Origin of the sequence: Kitasatospora sp. NPDC058243, from assembly GCF_042882025.1 — a bacterium.
Taxonomy (GTDB): domain Bacteria; phylum Actinomycetota; class Actinomycetes; order Streptomycetales; family Streptomycetaceae; genus Kitasatospora.
This window is the reverse complement of sequence record NZ_JBHVWW010000004.1, coordinates 15,126-30,575: the sequence shown is the minus strand read 5'-3', so window position 1 is coordinate 30,575 and position 15,450 is coordinate 15,126. Positions and strand designations below refer to the sequence as shown.

General features: G+C 72.1%; 9 protein-coding genes. 3 read left to right on the top strand and 6 right to left on the bottom strand.

The features are described from left to right. Window positions 1-149: 149 nt before the first annotated feature. From ACFVX9_RS04365 to ACFVX9_RS04345, 5 genes are all read right to left on the bottom strand, one after another. A complete protein-coding gene (locus ACFVX9_RS04365; RefSeq protein ID WP_380487309.1) occupies window positions 150-5,096 on the bottom strand; it encodes an NAD-glutamate dehydrogenase in 4,947 nt (1,648 codons plus the stop codon). 283 nt (window positions 5,097-5,379) lie between these two features. After that, window positions 5,380-7,005: an L-glutamate gamma-semialdehyde dehydrogenase gene (gene pruA / locus ACFVX9_RS04360; protein ID WP_387980449.1), complete on the bottom strand. Its 1,626-nt coding sequence runs from the start codon at window positions 7,003-7,005 to the stop codon at window positions 5,380-5,382. Between the two features lie 151 nt (window positions 7,006-7,156). Beyond that, entirely contained in the window at window positions 7,157-7,816 is a 660-nt protein-coding gene (locus tag ACFVX9_RS04355) for an HAD family hydrolase (protein ID WP_079135844.1), read from the bottom strand. A gap of 85 nt (window positions 7,817-7,901) precedes the next feature. Continuing rightward, a complete protein-coding gene (locus tag ACFVX9_RS04350; RefSeq protein WP_363370351.1) occupies window positions 7,902-8,411 on the bottom strand; it encodes a DUF6912 family protein in 510 nt (169 codons plus the stop codon). A 90-nt stretch (window positions 8,412-8,501) separates the two neighbouring features. Then, window positions 8,502-9,644: a patatin-like phospholipase family protein gene (locus tag ACFVX9_RS04345; RefSeq protein WP_387980343.1), complete on the bottom strand. Its 1,143-nt coding sequence runs from the start codon at window positions 9,642-9,644 to the stop codon at window positions 8,502-8,504. Window positions 9,645-10,004: 360 nt separating this feature from the next. Between ACFVX9_RS04345 and ACFVX9_RS04340 the strand changes: the two genes are divergently transcribed. Further along, window positions 10,005-10,445, top strand: coding sequence for an Rv3235 family protein (locus ACFVX9_RS04340; protein WP_063349159.1), 441 nt, complete (start codon window positions 10,005-10,007; stop codon window positions 10,443-10,445). Window positions 10,446-10,585: 140 nt separating this feature from the next. On the opposite strand, the gene secA is transcribed toward ACFVX9_RS04340, so the two are convergent. Next, window positions 10,586-13,348 carry a preprotein translocase subunit SecA gene (gene secA / locus ACFVX9_RS04335; RefSeq protein WP_380487313.1) on the bottom strand — a complete coding sequence of 921 codons (2,763 nt, stop codon included), beginning with the start codon at window positions 13,346-13,348 and terminating at the stop codon, window positions 10,586-10,588. A gap of 242 nt (window positions 13,349-13,590) precedes the next feature. Between secA and ACFVX9_RS04330 the strand changes: the two genes are divergently transcribed. Together ACFVX9_RS04330 and ACFVX9_RS04325 are read left to right on the top strand one after the other, a co-directional pair. Further along, on the top strand, window positions 13,591-14,163 hold the full coding sequence (locus ACFVX9_RS04330; RefSeq protein ID WP_380376979.1) for a GNAT family N-acetyltransferase: 573 nt from the start codon (window positions 13,591-13,593) through the stop codon (window positions 14,161-14,163). A gap of 56 nt (window positions 14,164-14,219) precedes the next feature. Beyond that, on the top strand, window positions 14,220-15,443 hold the full coding sequence (locus tag ACFVX9_RS04325; protein ID WP_387980340.1) for a winged helix-turn-helix domain-containing protein: 1,224 nt from the start codon (window positions 14,220-14,222) through the stop codon (window positions 15,441-15,443). Window positions 15,444-15,450: the final 7 nt, after the last annotated feature.

The following is a 15,450-nucleotide window of genomic DNA, read 5'->3' as shown; positions in this document are numbered from 1 at the left end:
GGACGGGAACTCCGGTGGGAATGGGCGGACTTCGTAGCGCGACGTTAATCGCGGGGACACTTCCCGACCCCACCCCGGCTCGCGCGCAGCGTGATGGCTCCGTCACCGTCCGGAATCCGCCGCCCGCCGCCTTGCTGTGCCGCCTGCCGTCAGCGCATGGAACCCGTGCGCAGGAGGGTGCGGATGACGCGCATCGCGACCGAGAGGCTGGACAGCTCGTAGTTGTCCGAACCCCTTATGTCGTCGAGGGTGCTCTTGGCGCGGTTCAGCAGGGTGGAGTTGAGGTCCGCCCAGGCGGTGTAGCGCTCCTCGGGGGTGGCGCCCTCGGGGCCGCAGGCCAGGATGTCGGCGGTCAGCGCCGCGTGCGCCGCGAAGAGGTCCTCGCGGATCGCGGCCCGGGCCATGGACGACCAGCGGTCGGTGCGGGGCAGGTCGATGATGCGGTCGAGCAGGTGCGAGATCTGCAGGCGGTCGCCCAGGTCGTAGTAGAGCTCGGCGACCTCGGCGACGTCCTTGCCGGAGCGGTCCGCGACCTCGGTGATGTCCAGGGTCGGGAAGACCGAGGACAGCCCGGCGATCCGGGTGACCAGCTCGTCCGGCACGCCGGCCGCGGCGAGCTCGCCCTGGATGCCCTCGAACCAGGTCAGGTCCTCGCCGCGCAGCGGCTTGGGCAGCGAGCCCCAGACCTGGCTGACCCGGTCGTGGAAGAACTCGATGGTGCCGGCGATGTCGAGCGGCTGGCGGCGGTTGTTGAGCATCCACCGGGTGGCGCGCTCGACCAGGCGCCGCGAGTGCAGCCGCATCTTGGTCTGGATCCGGGCCGGGACCTTGTTGTCCAGGCCCTCGATCTCGGCCCAGATCTCCTCCAGGCCGAAGACGGCCCGCGCGGCGGTGTGCGTCCGGGCGATCTCCTCGTAGGTCGCGCCGGTCTCCTCCTTCAGCCGGAAGGCGAAGGTGCAGCCGCCACGGTTGATCGTGTCGTTGACGATCAGCGTGGTGATGATCTCGCGGCGCAGCGCGTGGTTGTCGATCGCGTCGGCGAACTTCGCCCGCAGCGCGCTCGGGAAGTAGTCGTGCAGCGCGGTGCGGAAGTACGGGTCGTCCGGCAGGTCGGTGGCCAGCAGCTCGTCGGCCAGGATGATCTTGGTGTACGCGAGCAGGACGGACATCTCCGGCTGCGACAGGCCGCGGCCGCCCTGCTGGCGCTCGCGGATCTGGCGCTCGGCGGGCAGGAACTCCAGCCCCCGGTCGAGCCGGCCGGCCCGCTCGAAGCGGTTGATCATCCGGGAGTGGACGTTGACCATGCTGTGCGCCTGGGCGACGGCGTTGGCCAGCACCACGTTCTGCGCGTAGTTGTTGCGCAGCACCAGGTGGCCGACCTCGTCGGTCATCTCGGCGAGCAGGACGTTGCGCTGCTTGACCGTCATGTCGCCGTCGGTGACGACCTGGTTGAGCAGGATCTTGATGTTGACCTCGTGGTCCGAGGTGTCCACGCCGGCCGAGTTGTCGATGGCGTCGGTGTTGATCCAGCCGCCGGCGCTCTCGGGGCCGCCGACCGCGGCGTACTCGATGCGGCCGAGCTGGGTGCAGCCGAGGTTGCCGCCCTCGCCGATGACGCGGGCCCGGACCTGGTCGCCGTTGACGCGGATGGCGTCGTTGGCCTTGTCGCCGACCTCGGCGTTGGTCTCGGTGGAGGCCTTGACGTAGGTGCCGATGCCCCCGTTCCAGAACAGGTCGACCGGTGCCTGGAGGATCGCCTTCATCAGCTCGGCCGGGGTGAGCCGGGTGTCCTGGACGCCGAGGGCGGCCCGGACCTGCGTGCTGAGCTGGATCGACTTGGCGGTGCGCGGGAAGACGCCGCCGCCGGACGAGATCAGCGACTTGTCGTAGTCGTCCCAGGAGCTGCGGGGCAGTTCGAAGAGCCGGCGCCGCTCGGCGTAGGAGGCGGCGGCGTCCGGGTTCGGGTCGAGGAAGATGTGGCGGTGGTCGAAGGCGGCGACCAGGCGGATGTGCTCGCTGAGCAGCATGCCGTTGCCGAAGACGTCGCCGGACATGTCGCCGATGCCGATGACCTTGAAGTCCTCGGTCTGGGTGTCGACGCCGAGTTCGCGGAAGTTGCGCTTGACCGACTCCCAGGCGCCGCGGGCCGTGATGCCCATGCCCTTGTGGTCGTAGCCGGCCGAGCCGCCGGAGGCGAACGCGTCGCCCAGCCAGAAGCCGTAGGACTCGGCGACGCCGTTGGCGATGTCGGAGAAGGTCGCGGTGCCCTTGTCGGCGGCGACGACGAGGTAGGTGTCGTCCTCGTCGTGGCGGACGACGTCGGCCGGGTGGACGACCTCGCCGGCGACCAGGTTGTCGGTGATGTCGAGCAGCGCGGAGATGAACGTCTTGTACGAGGAGATGCCCTCGGCCAGCCAGGCGTCCCGGTCGACCGACGGGTCCGGCAGCTGCTTGGCGACGAAGCCGCCCTTGGCGCCGACCGGCACGATGACGGTGTTCTTGACCATCTGCGCCTTGACCAGGCCGAGGATCTCGGTGCGGAAGTCCTCGCGCCGGTCGGACCAGCGCAGACCGCCGCGGGCGACCTTGCCGAAGCGCAGGTGCACGCCCTCGACCTGCGGCGAGTACACCCAGATCTCGAACGCGGGGCGCGGGGCCGGCAGGTCCGGGATGGCCTTCGGGTCGAACTTCATCGACACGTAGGAGTGCCAGTCACCGGAGCCGTCGTGCTGGAAGAAGTTGGTCCGCAGGGTGGCCGTGATGAGGTGCAGGAAGGAGCGCAGGATGCGGTCCTCGTCCAGCGAGACGACCTCGTCGAGCGCGCCGGACAGCTCCTCCAGGATGCCCTCGGTCAGCTCGGCGGCGCCCTGCTGGTGGCTGGGGCTCAGCCGGGCCTCGAACAGGTTGACCAGCAGCCGGGTGGTGTGGGTGTTGTTGCGGAGCGCGTCCTCCATGTAGTCCTGGGAGAACGTGGAGCCCGCCTGGCGCAGGTACTTGGCGTACGCGCGCAGCACCGTCGCCTGGCGCCAGGTCAGCCCGGCGGTGAGGACCAGCTCGTTGAAGCCGTCGTTCTCGGCCTTGCCGGTCCAGGTGGCGGCGAAGGTCTCCTGGAAGCGCTCGCGGGCCTCGTCGGTGAGCTCGGTGGCCTCGCGCAGCTTCAGGCCGAAGTCGTACACCCACGCGGTGGTGTCGTCGGAGCGGCGCAGCGCGTACGGGTGCTCGTCCAGCACCTCGACGCCCAGGCGCTGGAGCACCGGCAGGACCTCGGTCAGCGAGATCGGGCCGCCGACCCGGTAGACCTTGAAGCGGCGCTCGTCGGCGCCGGCACCGACCGGCTGGTACAGGTTGAGGCGGAAGTCGCCCTCGCCGTGCAGCGACTCGATCTGCTTGATGTCGGCGACGGCGGTGCGCGGCGGGAAGTCGGCGCGGTAGCCGTCGGGGAAGGCGTTGGCGTACTTGTGGCCGAGCTCGGCGGCCTTCTCCTCGCCCAGTTCGGTGTGCAGCTGGTCGTGGAAGCCGTCCATCCAGAACCGGGCGGCCTCGGCGAGGCGGTTCTCGATCCGCTCGATGTCGGAGTCGGTGAGCTGCGGCAGTTCGGTGCCGGGGGCGACGCGGACCACGAAGTGCAGACGGGTCAGCACCGACTCGGTGGCGTACACCGTGTAGTCGATGGTGGCGCCGTTCAGCTCTTCCTTGAGGATGTCGGTGAGCAGCAGCCGGATCCGGGTGGTGTAGCGGTCGCGCGGCAGGTAGATGAACGCGGAGAAGTAGCGCCCGTACTCGTCCTGGCGCAGGAAGAGCCGCAGCTTACGGCGCTCCTGGAGGTACAGCACGCTGGTGGCGATGGAGATCAGCTCGGAGGCCGCGGTCTGGAACATCTCGTCCCGCGGGAAGGTCTCCATGATCTGCAGCAGGTCGCGGCCGTCGTGGCTCTCGCTGGAGAAGCCGGAGCCTTCGAGCACCTCCTGCACCTTGCGGCGCACGACCGGGATGCGGGTGACCGACTCGGTGTAGGCGGCGGAGGAGAACAGGCCGAGGAAGCGGCGCTCGCCGATCGGCTCGCCGGCGGCGTTGAACTTCTTCACGCCGACGTAGTCCAGGTAGGACGGGCGGTGCACGGTGGAGCGGCTGTTGGCCTTGGTGAGGACGAGCAGCTTCTTCTCGTGGGCCTTGGCGCGGACCGGCGCGGAGAGGCGGCCGAAGGCCTCGCTGGCCGGGTGGTGGTGGTCGTCGTGGCCGCGCGGGTCGGAGCGCAGGATGCCGAGGCCGGTCCCGGCGACGGCCTTCAGGACCTCCTCGCCCTCGTGCCCGGCCAGGTCGTACTCGCGGTAGCCGAGGAAGGTGAAGTGGTCGTCGGCGAGCCAGCGCATCAGCTCCCAGGCCTCGCCGACCTCCTGCTCGGGCAGGCCGGTCGGGGGCTCCTCGGCGAGCTCGTCGGCCAGGCGCAGCGCGCTCTCGCGCATCTTGCTCCAGTCCTCGACGACCTCGCGGACGTCGCCGAGCACCCGGCGCAGGTCGGCCTCGATCGCGCGCAGGTCGTCGCGGTCGGTCTCGCGGTCGATCTCGATGTGCATCCACGACTCGACGCTCGCGTCGGCGGGCCACTCGGCGCCGGCGGCCTGGCTGCGGGAGCAGGCGTCGACGTCCAGGATCTCCAGCAGCTTGCCGGTGATGTCACGGCGGACGACCAGCTGGGGGTGGATCACGACGTGGATGGCGCGGTCCTGGCGGGACAGCTCGTTGGTGACGGAGTCGACCAGGAAGGGCATGTCGTCGGTGACGACCTCGACCACGGTGTGGCCGCAGGACCAGGCGTTCTCCTCGACCGAGGGGGTGTGCACCCGCACCTCGGCGGTGCCCTGCGGGCGCTTGAGGCCCAGCCGGTAGTGGGAGGCCGCCGCGCCGTAGACGTCGACCGGGTCGCGGTCGACCAGGTCCTCGGGCGCGGTGTGGAGGTAGTAGTGGTGCAGGTACGCGGTCAGAGCGCCGTTGCTCAGACCTTCCCCCGGCGCCGCTCCCCCCACCTGGCTGTTCTCAGCGGCTGCGGCTGCTTTCTTGAGCAGGTCGGCCTTGGCTGCGTCCAGCTTGGTCTGCATGACTTCTTGGCTCCTGTCGCGCGCCGTTGCGTGACTCGGTGGTGTGTGGGTGTACACCGACGGGTCACTCGCAATCCTGCCGCACCTTCCGACTGAAAAGGCTTCATGGCGCGCATGAAATTCCTTCGCAATGGGTAGGACGATTCGTCCTGCGGAGCCACCCGACGACGCCAGCCAGCCTAACCGGATCAATCGAAGGTGGACAGGGACAGGGAGGCGCAAACTCGCAGGATGATCGGTCCGTCCTGGACACCATGTCCAAACCGGAGCCTCCCGTTCACTCTCAGCCCATGTGCGGGTACCGCAGGTCCGTGGGGGGAACGAAGGTCTCCTTGATCGCGCGGGCCGAGGTCCAGCGCAGGAGGTTCTGGGCGGCGCCCGCCTTGTCGTTGGTCCCGGAGGCCCGGCCGCCGCCGAAGGGCTGCTGGCCGACGACCGCGCCGGTCGGCTTGTCGTTGATGTAGAAGTTCCCGGCGGTGAACCTCAGCGCCTCCACCGCCTGGGCGATGGCGTAACGATCCTGCGCGATCACCGAGCCGGTCAGGCCGTACGGGGCGCCGGAGTCGACCCGGCGCAGCACGTCCTCCCAGCGGGCGTCCTCGTAGACGTGGACGGCCAGGATCGGGCCGAAGTACTCCGTCCGGAAGATCTCGTTGCGGTAGTCGGAGGAGACCAGCACGGTCGGCCGGACGAACCAGCCGATCGCGTCGTCGTACTGGCCGCCCGCCGCCAGCTCGATCGTCGGATCGGCCTTGGCCCGCTCGATGGCGTCCCGGTTCTTCTCGAAGGCGCGCCGGTCGATGAGGGCGCCCATGAAGTTGGAGAGGTCGGTGACGTCGCCCACCGTGAGCGCGTCCACCTCGGCCAGCAGCTCGTCCTTGATCTTCTGCCAGAGGCTGCGCGGCAGGTAGGCCCGGGAGAGCGCCGAGCACTTCTGGCCCTGGTACTCGAACGCGCCGCGGACCAGCGCCGCCTTCAGGATCGCCGGGTCGGCCGAGCGGTGCGCCAGCAGGAAGTCCTTGCCGCCGGTCTCGCCGACGATCCGCGGGTACGCCCGGTAGCCGCCGATGTTGGCGCCGATGGTCTGCCAGAGCGACTGGAAGGTGGCGGTGGAGCCGGTGAAGTGCAGCCCGGCGAGCGCCGGATCGGCGAGGGCCACCGCGGACAGCTGGACGCCGTCGCCGGTGACCAGGTTGATCACCCCGGGCGGCAGACCGGCCGCCTCCAGCAGCCGCATCAGGTAGTACGCGGCCAGGGTCTGGGTCGGCGCGGGCTTCCAGACCACGGTGTTGCCCATCAGCGCGGGCGCGGTCGGCAGGTTGCCGGCGATCGCGGTGAAGTTGAACGGGGTGATCGCGTAGACGAAACCCTCCAGCGGGCGGTGGTCCACCCGGTTCCAGACGCCCGGCGCGGAGATCGGCTGCTCGGCCAGGATCCGCCGGGCGAACTGGACGTTGAACCGCCAGAAGTCGATCAGTTCGCAGGCGGAGTCGATCTCGGCCTGCTGCGCGGTCTTGGACTGGCCGAGCATGGTGGCCGCGTTGAGGGTCTCCCGCCAGGGCCCGGCCAGCAGGTCGGCGGCCCGCAGGAAGACCGCCGCCCGGTCGTCGAAGGACAGCGACCGCCACTGCCGGCCCGCCGCGAGCGCCGAGTCCACCGCCGCGCGGGCGTCCTCCCGGGTGGCGTTGCCGAGCACCCCCAGCTTGGCGGCGTGGTGGTGCGGCTGGACCACGTCGATCCGCTCACCGCCGCCGAACCGCTGCTCGCCGCCGATGGTCATCGGCAACGGGATCTGCTCGGCCGCCAGCTCGTCCAGCCGCCGGACCAGCCGGCCCCGCTCCGGGCTGCCGGGCGCGTACCCCAGCACCGGCTCGTTGACCGGGAGGGGCACCTCGGTGACTGCGTCGATCGGCATGGCGGCTCCGTCCTGCTGACTGCTCCGGTGGGAGGGCCCGATCCCACCGGACAGGCCCTGGTCCAGCCTGACCAGCGGCCACGCGATCCGCCCGCTCAGACACGCGGACGGCGGACGTGGCGCCCGCCACGCCCGCCCCGGCCGGTCAGCCCCGCCCCAGCCGCCCGGCCAGCTCGACCGCCTCCGCCAGGCTGTCCACCACCGGCACCCCGAGCGGCTCCAGCTTCTCCCGGGTGTGCGAGCCGCCGGTGTAGAGCACCGCGCGCGCACCCGCGCCCAGGGCCGCCCGGGCGTCGTCCGCCGCGTCGCCGATCAGCACCGTACGGGCCGGATCCACCCGCTCGCCGAGCGCGGCCAGGTGCCGGGCCAACTGCTCCGCCTTCTGGCCGCCGGACGGGCCGCTGCGGCCGTCCACCCGCAGGAACCGGCCGGTCAGGCCGAAGGCGTCGACCAGCGGCAGCAGCTTCTCGTGCTCGTACATCGACAGCAGCGACTGGCTGTGCCCGGCCTCCCGCCAGCCGTCCATCAGCTCGTGCACGCCGTCCGTCAGCCCGCAGGCCGGGCTCAGCTCCCGGTAGCGGTCGTGGAAGGCCTCGTCCAGCCGGAGCCACTCCTCCTGGGACGGCATCCGGCCGAGCAGCCGCTCGTAGAACCGGGGGATCGGGATCTCGTACTGCTCGCGGTACTCCCGCATGGTCATCGGCCCGACGCCGATGGTCGCGAACGCGGCGTTGCTCGCGCCGAGCACCGCCTCCATGTCGTGGAAGAGCGTGCCGTTCCAGTCCCAAACGATGTGTGTAGCCACGCGCGAAACGGTAGCCCCGACCACCGACACGCCGGTAGGACGGGGCTCACGCACCCCTCTGCTCCGCTCGGGTGCGCCCGGCCGTTCAGGCCAGCAGCGCGGGGATCTCCTGGGTGGCGAACCAGAGCAGGTCGTGGTCCTCGGCCCCGTCCACGGTGAACTGGGCGTCCTGGTCGCCCGCGTCGGCCGCGGCCACCGCCGCCACCGCCGCCGCGACGTCCTCGACCACCTCGCCGTCGGCGACGTCCGCGTGCACCGCCGCCGCCTTCGCCAGCGGCAGCGGGCCGGCCAGCACGACCCGGCCGAGCGAGGCCTGGTCCTGGTACTCGTCGCCGGGGAACGGCCGGACGGCCGAGTCTGCCACGTCCAGGGCCACCACGACCCGGCGGCGCGGGGCGTCCGGGTCGGCGGCCAGCAGCCGCAGGGAGGACTGCGCGGCCCGGTTCAGCGCCGCGTACTCCAGCTCCTCCAGGTCGTCACTGACGTACCACTCGCGCAGCGCGGGCGTCACGGCGTAGGCCGCGGACTGGTCCAGGGCACCACCCGGGTGCGCCGCCGCCAGGCCGTTCAGGGTGGTGGGCACGTACACGCGCATCGGTGGCACTCTCCGGTTCGTCCAGCGGCACAGCTTCCAGCGCCCCAAGAATAAGCGCCGCCGGGCCGGGCGTGATCACCTCGGCCCGACTCAGCGGGCGGCCCGCAGGGCCTCGCCGCACGTGTGCAGGGCGCTCTCCAGCACCGCGTCGCGGCGGGCCGGGTCCATCATGTTCGGGCCCATCACGGCCAGGTCGGCCGGGGTCGGCGCGAGCAGCCGCACCCGTACGCCCTCGGCCCGCAGCAGCACGGCCTCGCGCAGCAGCTGCCGGGTGACGGCGCGGCGGTAGCGGCTGACCAGCTGGGCCAGCACGCCGCGCGGGCGGTCCCGGGCGCGCCACTCGCGCAGCGCGGCGAGGGAGCCCGCGAGCCCGCTGGTGCCGGCGACCCCGCCGGCGTCGGCGTCGGCACGGTCGGCGCGGGGGCGCAGCCCTAGGGCCATCGGGGCGAGCACGTACACCTCGTCCAGGCCGCGGCCGAGCAGCAGGTCGGCGTTGGTGGCGGACCAGCAGCCGCCGTCCACGTACGCCGAGCCGTTCAGCCGCACCGGCGCGAACCAGCCGGGGATCGAGCAGGAGGCCATCACCGCGTCGGCGACCGCGACCGCCGGGGCGTCCGGGTCCCCGAAGACCACCCGGCGGCCGCTGCGGTAGTCCACGGCCGCCACCCGCAGCACCGCCGCTCCGGCCCCGGCGTCGGCCTCGCCGTCGGCGCCCGGCGGCGGCCAGCCGCCCGGGCCGAGCAGGCCGCGCACCAGCTCGCCGACCGGGGCCAGCGAACCGCGGCCGGGCGGCGCCATCGCCGACACCATGGTCAGCAGCGGGTACTCGCGCGGGTGCCGGACGGCGTCCCGCAGCAGGCCGGGCGAGCCGATGCCGGCCCCGGGGCGGGGCGGCAGCGCGCCGCCGGCGGCCGTGTCGTAGTCGAAGTCCACCCCGGCCAGCGGGCCGTCGGTGATCGGCAGGCCGCGCTGGTGGTCGCGCAGTTGCTCGGTGCGGACCCCGCCGGCCAGCATCGCGCCGAGGATCGAGCCCGCCGAGGTGCCGAGCAGCACGTCCGCGTGGCCCGGCCGCCAGCCGGTGGCCTCCTCGACGGCGCAGAGCGCGCCGACCGTCCAGGCCGCGCCGAGCATCCCGCCGCCGCCCAGCACCAGGCCGCGCCGGGGTGCGTCCCCGGTCGGCGGGGCGGTGCCCGCGGCTGCCGGAGCCGGAACCGCCGCTACCCGTGTCGTCATCGCGACCGCCCGTCGTCGTGGGTGCGGTCGTGGCCGCCCGGCCCCGTCCCGCTCCGCGCGGTTCCCGATCAGGCTCCGATGGTGCGCGCCGACGGCCCGGCGCCGCAACGGGGGCGGCGGTTCGGGCCACCCGGTCCGGCGCATCGAACCGTCCTCTTTCGGACCGTACGGCCCGCCCACGCACGTCAATCGGGCACCGCACGACCGCGCGCCGGGCCCGGCACCGCACTGATCGATTCACTCGGATAGGTGAACTTGCCGGTCACTCCGGGAGCAGCGGCAAAAGCCCTTGCCGCCCGACGCGGCGCACCGCTAGCAAGGACCCGTCCGCACCCGTACCACCTTGCCCAGGAGCCCGCCGTGACCGCACCGCTCACCGCCCGCCCGCACCGCCGGCCGCGCACGACCGCCGCCCACGACCCGGCCGGGCGCCGCCCGCGCCACCCCCGCGCCGCCTGCACCGGCCCGGGCGGCCACGATCCCCGGGCGCTGGCCTCCCGCTTCGCCCACCAGCTGGTCGAGGTGCTCACCGGCGCCCGGCCCTCCGGCCAGCTGATGCGGCACACCAGCCTGGACGGCTACGGGCAGCTCGCCTCCCTGGTCCGGGCCGGCGCGCTGCGCCGCGGCGGCGCCGCCGACCGGCCCCGGCTGGGCCCGGTGCACGACCGCTCGCCCTCGCCCGACGCGGTCGAGGCCTGCGTCCGGGTCGACCTCGGCCGGCGGCACCACATGGTGGCCTTCCGGCTGGAGCAGCGCGGCCAGGCCGGGCAGTGGCAGTGCACCGCCGTGGAGGCCCGATGACCACGGCAGTCGCAGCGACCACGGCAGTCTCAGCGGCCAGGGCGGCCACAGCGGCCCCCACGACCGCGCGGCGGCCCGGGACGGCGCAGGGCGCCGCCCCCGTCCGGGAGCGGCGCCCTGTGCGGCGTCCTGCGGCCTGCTCAGCCCTTGCGGCGGCGGCCCTTGGCCGACTTCGCGGCCTTGCGGCGCTCGGCGCGGGTCAGCCCGTCGCCCTCGTCCTCCGGCCCGAGGTCCTCGAAGTCGCCCTCGATGACACCGCCGCCGACCTCGTCCGAGGGGGCCGTGTAGTGCAGCCGCTGCGGCTTCGGGGCCTCCAGGCCCTTGGCCTTGATCTCCGGGCGGGCGGCGTCCTTCTCCAGCTTGTCGAGCAGCACCTCGGCGTCCGCGATCGGGACCTCCTCGACCTGCTGCTCGACCTGGACCTCCAGGTTGAACAGGTAGCCGACGGACTCCTCCTTGATGCCCTCCATCATCGCGGTGAACATGTCGAAGCCCTCGCGCTGGTACTCGATCAGCGGGTCGCGCTGCGCCATGGCCCGCAGGCCGATGCCCTCCTGGAGGTAGTCCATCTCGTAGAGGTGCTCGCGCCAGCGGCGGTCCAGCACCGACAGCACGACCCGGCGCTCCAGCTCACGCATGATCTCGGCGCCGAGCTGGTCCTCGCGGGCGCCGTACTGCGCCTGGATGTCCTCCTGGACGACCTTGACCAGGAACTCGGAGGTCATCCCGGCGGAACCGCCGGCCTCCTCCTCCAGCTCCTCCAGGTCCAGGGTGACCGGGTAGAGCTGCTTGAGCGCGGTCCAGAGCTTCTCCAGGTCCCAGTCGTCCTCGAAGCCCTCGCCGGTGGCCGCCTTGACGTAGGCCTCGACGGTGTCGTCCATAAAGTGGCCGACCTGCTCCTGCAGGTCCTCGCCCTCCAGCACGCGGCGGCGCTCGCCGTAGATGACCTCGCGCTGGCGGTTCAGCACCTCGTCGTACTTGAGGACGTTCTTGCGGATCTCGAAGTTCTGCTGCTCGACCTGGGTCTGCGCGGAGGCGATCGCCCGGGTGACCATCTTGGACTCGATCGGCACGTCCTCGGGCACGTTGGCCATCGACAGCACGCGCTCGACCATGCCGGCCTTGAACAGGCGCATCAGGTCGTCGCCCAGCGACAGGTAGAAGCGGGACTCGCCCGGGTCGCCCTGACGGCCGGAGCGGCCGCGCAGCTGGTTGTCGATCCGGCGGGACTCGTGCCGCTCGGTGCCCAGCACGTAGAGGCCGCCGGCCTCCTTGACCTCGTCCTGCTCCGCCTTGACCGAGGCCTTGGCCTTCTCCAGGGCGGCGGGGAACGCGGCCTCGTACTCCTCCGGGGTCTCGGTCGGGGTGAGCCCGCGCTGCGCCAGCTCGGCCGCCGCGAGGTGGTCGGAGTTGCCGCCGAGCATGATGTCGGTACCGCGGCCGGCCATGTTGGTGGCGACGGTCACTGCGCCCTTGCGGCCCGCCTGCGCGACGATCTGCGCCTCGCGCTCGTGGTGCTTGGCGTTCAGCACCTCGTGCGGGATGCCGCGCTTGCGCAGCTCCTGCGACAGGTACTCGGACTTCTCCACCGACACGGTGCCGACCAGCACCGGCTGGCCCTTCTCGTGCTTCTCGGCGATGTCCTCGACCACGGCGGCGAACTTGGCCGGCTCCGACTTGTAGATCAGGTCGGGCTGGTCGATGCGCAGCGGGTTCTTGTTCGTCGGGATCGGCACCACGCCGAGCTTGTAGATCTGGTGGAACTCGGCGGCCTCGGTGGTGCCGGTACCGGTCATGCCGGCGAGCTTGTCGTACAGGCGGAAGAAGTTCTGCAGGGTGATGGTGGCCAGCGTCTGGTTCTCGTTCTGGACCTCCACCCCCTCCTTCGCCTCGATCGCCTGGTGCATGCCCTCGTTGTAGCGGCGGCCGGCCAGGATGCGGCCGGTGTGCTCGTCGACGATCATGACCTCGCCGTTCATGACGACGTAGTCCTTGTCCGCCCGGTACAGCTCCTTCGCCTTGATGGCGTTGTTCAGGAAGCCGACCAGCGGGGTGTTCACCGACTCGTAGAGGTTGTCGATGCCGAGGTAGTCCTCGACCCGGGTGACGCCCTCCTCCAGGATGCCGACGGTGCGCTTCTTCTCGTCGACCTCGTAGTCGCGGTCGATCTTCAGGCGCAGCACCAGCTTGGCGAAGTCGGCGTACCACTTGGTCGCCTGGTCGGCCGGGCCGGAGATGATCAGCGGGGTGCGGGCCTCGTCGATGAGGATCGAGTCGACCTCGTCGACGACCGCGAAGTTGTGGCCGCGCTGGACGAGTTCGTCCTTCGACCAGGCCATGTTGTCGCGCAGGTAGTCGAAGCCGAACTCGTTGTTCGTGCCGTACGTGATGTCCATCGAGTACTGGTGCTTGCGCTCGGCGGGCGTCATGTTGCCGAGGATCACACCGACTTCGAGGCCGAGGAAGCGGTGCACCCGGCCCATCCACTCCGAGTCGCGCTCGGCGAGGTAGTCGTTGACGGTGATCAGGTGGACGCCCTTGCCGGTGAGCGCGTTCAGGTACGCGGGCAGGGTGCCGACGAGGGTCTTGCCCTCACCGGTGCGCATCTCGGCCACGTACCCGTGGTGCAGGGCCGCGCCACCCATGAGCTGAACGTCGTAGTGCCGCTGACCGAGCACCCGCTTGGCGGCCTCGCGCACCGTGGCGAACGCCTCGGGGAGGATGTCGTCCAGGGTCTCGCCGTCCGCGAGCCGCTGCTTGTACTCGTCGGTCAGCGCGCGCAGCTCGGCGTCGGTGAGGTTGACGAAGTCCTCTTCGATGGAGTTGACCTGGGCAGCAATCCGCTGCAGCTTGCGAAGGATCTTGCCTTCGCCGGCGCGCAGGATCTTGTCGAAGACGGACACTTGGGCGGGCTCCTTGCCTGTATTGGCACTGGACGACTGCACGGCGGGTTCACCCCACCGCACGGGCCATCGTATGCGAGGAGTCCAATGCCCCGGGAGGTGCGTCAGCACGGTATTCCCGTGTCACCCGCGCGAGCACTTGATCCGATAGCACCGTCCACCGGGACAAACCGGTCAGCGGATCGAGGGGTTGGCTCGATATTCGGATGCCCGAATTCCTCTTTCCACGGAATAATCCGCCCATGGAAGAGCCCCGCACCGCCACCCTCACCACCGACCGCCTCGTCCTGCGGGCCCCGCAGGAGTCGGACATCGACGCCGTCTTCGCCGCCTGCCAGGACGCCGAGATCCAGCGCTGGACGGTCGTCCCGAGCCCGTACCGGCGCGAGGACGCCGAATACTTCGTCCGCGACCTCGCCGCGCACGGCTGGCGCACCGGCGAGAACCGGATCTGGTGCGTGTTCGAGCACGGCTCCGACGTCCTGGTCGGCACCCAGGGCCTCGTGCTGCGCCACGGCGACCCGGGCTCCGCCGAGGTCGGCTGGTGGGCAACGAAGGAGTTCCGCGGCCGCGGCTACACGGTCGAGGCCGCCCGCGCGGTCGCCCGCCACGGCCTGGTCGAGCTCGGCCTGCGCCGCCTGGAGTGGCAGGCCTACGTGGGCAACGAGGGCTCCCGCGCGGTGGCCGAGAAGGTCGGCTACCGCTTCGAGGGCACCCTGCGCTCGTACGCCGAGCAGCGCGGCGCCTTCCACGACGCCTGGGTCGCCTCGCTGCTCGCCTCGGACCTCCCGGACCTCCCGGACCTCCGCCCCTGACGTCCGCGTCGGCGCACCCCGACCGGCTGTCGGTGCCCCGGACTACCCTCGCCGACATGACCGCCCTGCCTGCCGCCGGCTCCCCCGCCGGCCCGCCGCCCGTCACCGTCCTGAGCGCCGACGAAGCCCGCCGGATCGCCCTTCGCGCCCAGGGCCTGCTCGGCGCGCCGGACCGCCGGGCCGGGGTGCGCGGGGTGCTGCGACACCTGGGCGCCGTCCAGCTGGACACCATCTCGGTGCTGGCCCGCTCCCACGAACTGGTGCCGTACGCCCGGCTCGGCGCGGTCGGCCGCCCGGCCGTCGAGGCGGCGTACTGGGGCGCGGGCACGAGCTTCGAGTACTGGTCGCACGCGGCCTGCATCCTGCCGGTCGAGGAGTGGCCGCTGTTCGCGTTCCGGCGCCGCCGCTACCGCGAGCGCGGCCACCTCTGGGGCCACCAGGTGACGCCCGAGACGTACCGGCACGTGCTCGACAAGCTGCGCGCCGAGGGCCCGTTGACCTCCACGGAGCTGGGCGGCGCCAAGAAGACCGCCGAGTGGTGGGACTGGTCGGACACCAAGATCGCGGTGGAACGGGCGCTGGCCTTCGGCGACGTGGTCTGCACCGAGCGCCGGAGCTGGAAGCGCGTCTACGCACTGGCCGAACAGGCCATCCCCGAGGCCCTGTTCGGGCAGGACCGCACCGACCGGGATTGCGTGCGCACCCTGGCCGCCCAGGCCGGGGCCGCGCTCGGCGTGGCCACCCGGGCCGACCTGCTGGACTACCACCGGCTGCGCGCCGAGGAGCTGGACCCGGTCCTCGCGGACTGCGGGCTCGTCCCGGTCGAGGTGGCCGGCTGGGGCCCGGACGGCGCCGCGGCGGCGGCCTGGGCCGATCCGGCCGCACTGGCCACCGCCCCGCGCGGGCGCCACCGCACCACGCTGCTCTCGCCGTTCGACTCGCTGATCTGGGACCGCGCACGCACCGAGCGGATCTTCGGCATGACGCACCGGCTGGAGGCCTACACGCCCAAGCACAAGCGGGTGCACGGTTACTTCGCGATGCCGCTGCTGGCCGGCGGCCGGCTGGTGGGCCGGGTCGACCCGGCCCGGGAGGGGCGCACCCTGGTGGCCCGTCAGGTCTCACTGTCCGGCGACCGGGGGCACGGCGCCCGGCACGTCGAGGCGCTGGCGGCGGCCCTGCGCGAGGCGGCCGCCTGGGTGGGCTGCGACGACGTCCGGGTCGAGGCCCTGCCGGACGAGCGGCTGCGCCCGGCCCTCGAGAAACTCCTCGCGAGCTAGGGCTTGG